Source organism: Parashewanella curva (assembly GCF_003675895.1).
GTDB classification, from domain to species: Bacteria; Pseudomonadota; Gammaproteobacteria; order Enterobacterales; family Shewanellaceae; genus Parashewanella; species Parashewanella curva.
This window is the reverse complement of sequence record NZ_ML014895.1, coordinates 1-4,183: the sequence shown is the minus strand read 5'-3', so window position 1 is coordinate 4,183 and position 4,183 is coordinate 1. Positions and strand designations below refer to the sequence as shown.

Genomic DNA, 4,183 nt, shown 5'->3' with positions numbered 1-4,183 from the left:
AAGAGATAGCACATACTTTTCAAATCCTTTGGTATATCTGACTTTTTCTCTAGGTGCAAAACGCAGTGGAAGGAAGCGAGTAATCCCGCAATCACCACATCTAACTCTTTGGCTGTTGATGCATATATAAGTTGGCTTATTACCAATTGGGGCGCCATGAAAACGACGAGGTTTAATGCCCTTTTTGGTGACAGAACGAGAGCGACACTCTGGACATTTTATGTTGCTGTTATGAGCGATATTAAAAATTACTGCACCATTCTCGTATTTAGTCGAAACGTGGTGGTAAGGGCCTTGAATTCCGAACCCGTGATAAAGAAGTGAAGTGGACATCTAGATCTTTTTAGGGAGCATTATACCTTAATGAACTGATCTAAACATCTGTTTTACTGAAGAGCCGATTATCCTCTCTACTTCACAGCAGAAATAATGAGGTCAACAATAGTCGATCCACCAAAGACCAGCACTATCCCCGCAATATACTTACCGCAAGTCTCACCTGTGATTCGCCCAAACCAAGCCAGATAACCCAAAATGGCGATTCCGATAATGGCTGCACTACGAGCAATGCCATTGGTTAAAAGCTGCATCACCCAATCTACACCTTCAGAAATGGGATCGGCAAAGGCGATTTCAGGAAAAAAGAATAAAGCAGAAAAGAAAGTAATTTGAATTAAGAATGACTGAAATTGTTTTAACGTGATTGATTTTGAATTTATGTGATACTGTTTAAATCTTAAAATTTTATTCCAAAGTTTGTTAACTACAGTGAATTTACACTTGTAAATAATAAGCTTGTACAACATTCGCCACACTCCAAAAAGTAATTAACGAACGACACGCTCAACTCCATGACTGCATCGAGTTACATTTAATATTTTTTTGATACTATTTTGTTAGATAGATCTTGTAAACCCTACGCTAAATACTTTTCGCAATATGATATATCGGATGATACTACTGTCTAACCATTATGAATTTACAAAATAACAAGTAGGCAAAGCGGCTTTTAAAAGGCTTTAGAAACCCTTTATAAACGATTAAAGAAGGCTCTGAAATCGGTTTGCAAACGTCAGCATAACCATTTCTAAACCAGTAACAGTAACAGGATCAGTAACAGTTGTCAGGAACAGAATCAGTAACAGTTGGCAGGAACAGGAACATCGTCCGAGCCATACTGGCTCAGACATGTGCGTCTGATTTCCCCTTAACCTTTTTCTATTTAGACAAAGCAGTCCTTAAGCTTCAATGGAATATATAAGAACAAAAATTAAGCGTTAAAGTCGAGAAATGTGGTGTTTTTTGCCATCTTACTCAAGTAGTAATCTACGTTATCCATGATATAAATATGGGAAACTCATTATGAGTCATGTTTAATCAGCTTGGAGTAAACGTATTATGAGTAACCAACAATTTTACAACTACACACAGCTTGCTAATTTACTCAGAATGGACAAACGAACACTGATTAACAGAGTTTGCCGTCAAAAGAAGTTTTTAGCCAACGGGCTAAACATTGAAGATGAACGAGTGAAGGTTCTTGCTCCACCTTCTATCAAGCTCGGTCGAGAAGTTCTATTCCGCTATACTGCCGTAGAACAATGGCTTAACCAATTTGAAATGAAATAGCTAAATCTTAAGAGTAAACATTGGGCTGCTATTAGTTATCTTCTGCCAGATTATCTCTGCTTACAAAGCATCGTTCTCTTGGTTAATCTGCCAAGAGAACATTACATTAAATATCAGAAATCATGGTACTCGATTTCACTTGTTTGAAAAGAAGAAAACTAATTCTAGCCCTGTTCGCTAGCTTGTTTTTGGACAATTTCAAGCTAGAAGCAGCTCTCCAAACTCACTTAATAAATCAGAAAATTTAATCTTATTCGATCTGTAACTTCGTCTATCCTTAATAGGCTTGTTTAGGAAATCTGAAAATGGAGGTACAGATGAAGTTTCCCACGTTATTCGTTACTGCTCTATGTGTAATATTCTTAATAGGGTGTAATGAAAATTCAAAAACAATAGTTACTAAGGCTATTGAAGCTCCTATTCCACCCAGAGTTTTATCTCATGAAAAATATCTCGCCTATACGATGGTTTGCGCTGACTGTAACGGCAGTATGCAGTGCGATACAACTGAGCAATCTGTATTATCAGATGAAAAGGGGGTATTTCATTTCCCTGAAAACTTAAAAGCAGAGTTGAAGCAATGCCCTTTAATCGCTGATGTCGAAATGCCTATTTCTGACACAAGCAATGAAATGGTTAAAGTAAAAATAGCTAGCCCTGCAGGCTGTAATCAAGTTACACCTCTTACTTCATTGATGCATCACGATATGTCATTACAGCAGAGTGCAGTCGAAGCAAATGAAAAATTCAAGCGTGAAATCATTACAGATATGGATGCCTGTGTAGACTTCCTCGCTTTAAAAAGCAATGGTACTCAAGAAGAAAAGTTAGAAGGTGAACATTTACAAGAAATGGCTCAACACTTCATGTCATCCATGCAACAAATTCACAATGAATTAAATTCTATAGAAGGAGTAAAAGTAACAAAAAAGGATAAACACCACTTTGCCGTTCATAAGTACCTCAGCAATATTGATATTCATACCGAATCAATTAATGATAAAAGGTATGGAAAGAAAACTGAAGTTGCACCTGCTCAAGTTAACATAGCCTCAGTAAGTTCTGCTGATTTATCTCCTTCGGAAATTAATCAGCAATTAGCCTATTTACAAGCTTTACAAAACGCAAAAACACTAAATGTTAAAGAGTTTTTTCTAGGTAATGATATTCGACAAGAGATAAACACTTATGCGGATTCTGAAAAAAATCTTGTTTGGGTCAATAACTTAAATTTTACTGATAGTGAAATTCGACAAACACTAATAACACAGCATAGAGACTATGGTCAAGCCTCTCCTAATGTGTTACCAGATAAAAATATTAGTAAACAGAATGGTAAATTTATCTTAAGTGATTTCAATAACTACTACCTGAAAGGCGATATTAACTTGAGTCAAAACCCTGACTCTCGAGAGCTATTTACTCAATTAAAAAATAATCATGGAATGACTTTTACGAATTCTTCAGCTACAAATCTTCAATATGTACTTACGGGTAAAGTTGCAAAGGTTAAAGGGATTGATATTTCAGCAGTCTTTGGACTAGATGGAATCAGTAGTTGGCATGATGCAATTATATCAAATGGGTCAATATTAGGTCGCTTTCTCGACCAAGACGATATGGAGATATATCAGTTAAAAGAAACGATATACAACCCCAGTATATTGTACCCAACTCAGCCTGAAAAAAAATGTAGTTCATTAAAGCCAAGTGGTGATCAGTTTCCTAACTTATGTAACTACCTAGAAATATACCATTTCACGAGCGGACTTAACCATCTTTTACAAGATCGCTTTATCGCGAAAGATGTTAGAATTCACGCTAATAATGATGCAGAGGTAGCCGATTTTTTGCATATACCAGATGAAAGAGGTCATAATACGGCGATTCTTTATCTTTCTGCCAATAATGTACACGGCCCGAGACCAGCTTACTTTTGGAGCAAAAAAGATCCTACAATTGGTAGGGATCCTGCAGTTGGTACGGATCCTGCCTTTTTTGTGGGAACAGCCTTTCCACCCGCAATTTCTCCTGATACAGCGGGGAACTTTGATAACTACAGAACCTCCTGGAGTCAAAAAGTCATTCAGGGTATAAATGTAACATCAATAATAGTACCCTCTGATTTACAACGGAAATTTTCTCTTCCTAATAAGTTACATATTGCAAAAATTGGCGACTACTATCGCTTCATAGATTTGAGAGAGATTGGTGATGTGATAAACAGAGTTGGCGCATCAAGAGAAACGCATGATGTAATTATCAGAGGTATCAATAAAGATAAAATCAAAGAGTAGTATTTTTATAAACTCTGTTCATATCCCACGATTTACTGCAGGATGTAATAAATCGTGGTTTTTTTATGAAAAATTTTTGAAATATTAAAATGAAACTGTTAATAAATTTTGGGGCAAGCCTAGCAAGGAATGGTCGGATAAGCGACACCTGTTGCCAGATGCCGCTCTCCTCAGAACCGTACGTGCAACTTTCACTGCATACGGCTCAAGCCTCCTCTAAGGCATACTACGTTACCCAGTAACTACAAAGAGTTACC

4 protein-coding genes are annotated in these 4,183 nt (G+C 36.8%); 2 read left to right on the top strand and 2 right to left on the bottom strand.

Features of this window, described 5'->3' with window-relative positions; genetic code table 11:
* Positions 1-333: transposase family protein (locus D5018_RS20755; RefSeq protein WP_133309364.1), on the bottom strand; the 333-nt coding region annotated here is incomplete at its 3' end.
* A gap of 77 nt (positions 334-410) precedes the next feature.
* A complete protein-coding gene (locus tag D5018_RS20750; protein ID WP_121840882.1) occupies positions 411-806 on the bottom strand; it encodes a TrbC/VirB2 family protein in 396 nt (131 codons plus the stop codon).
* A 592-nt stretch (positions 807-1,398) separates the two neighbouring features.
* On the opposite strand from D5018_RS20750, the gene D5018_RS20745 reads away from it, so the two are divergent.
* Together D5018_RS20745 and D5018_RS20740 are read left to right on the top strand one after the other, a co-directional pair.
* A complete protein-coding gene (locus D5018_RS20745) occupies positions 1,399-1,629 on the top strand; it encodes a MerR family transcriptional regulator (protein ID WP_121840881.1) in 231 nt (76 codons plus the stop codon).
* 317 nt (positions 1,630-1,946) lie between these two features.
* Positions 1,947-3,926, top strand: a complete 1,980-nt coding sequence (locus D5018_RS20740; RefSeq protein WP_121840880.1) for a hypothetical protein — start codon at positions 1,947-1,949, stop codon at positions 3,924-3,926.
* The last annotated feature ends 257 nt before the right edge of the window (positions 3,927-4,183 follow it).

Coding starts and splice junctions, on each gene's coding strand:
- D5018_RS20740 (WP_121840880.1), top strand. CDS start 1,947: ATGAAGTTTCCCACGTTATTCGTTACTGCTCTATGTGTAATATTCTTA.
- D5018_RS20745 (WP_121840881.1), top strand. CDS start 1,399: ATGAGTAACCAACAATTTTACAACTACACACAGCTTGCTAATTTACTC.
- D5018_RS20750 (WP_121840882.1), bottom strand. CDS start 806: ATGTTGTACAAGCTTATTATTTACAAGTGTAAATTCACTGTAGTTAAC.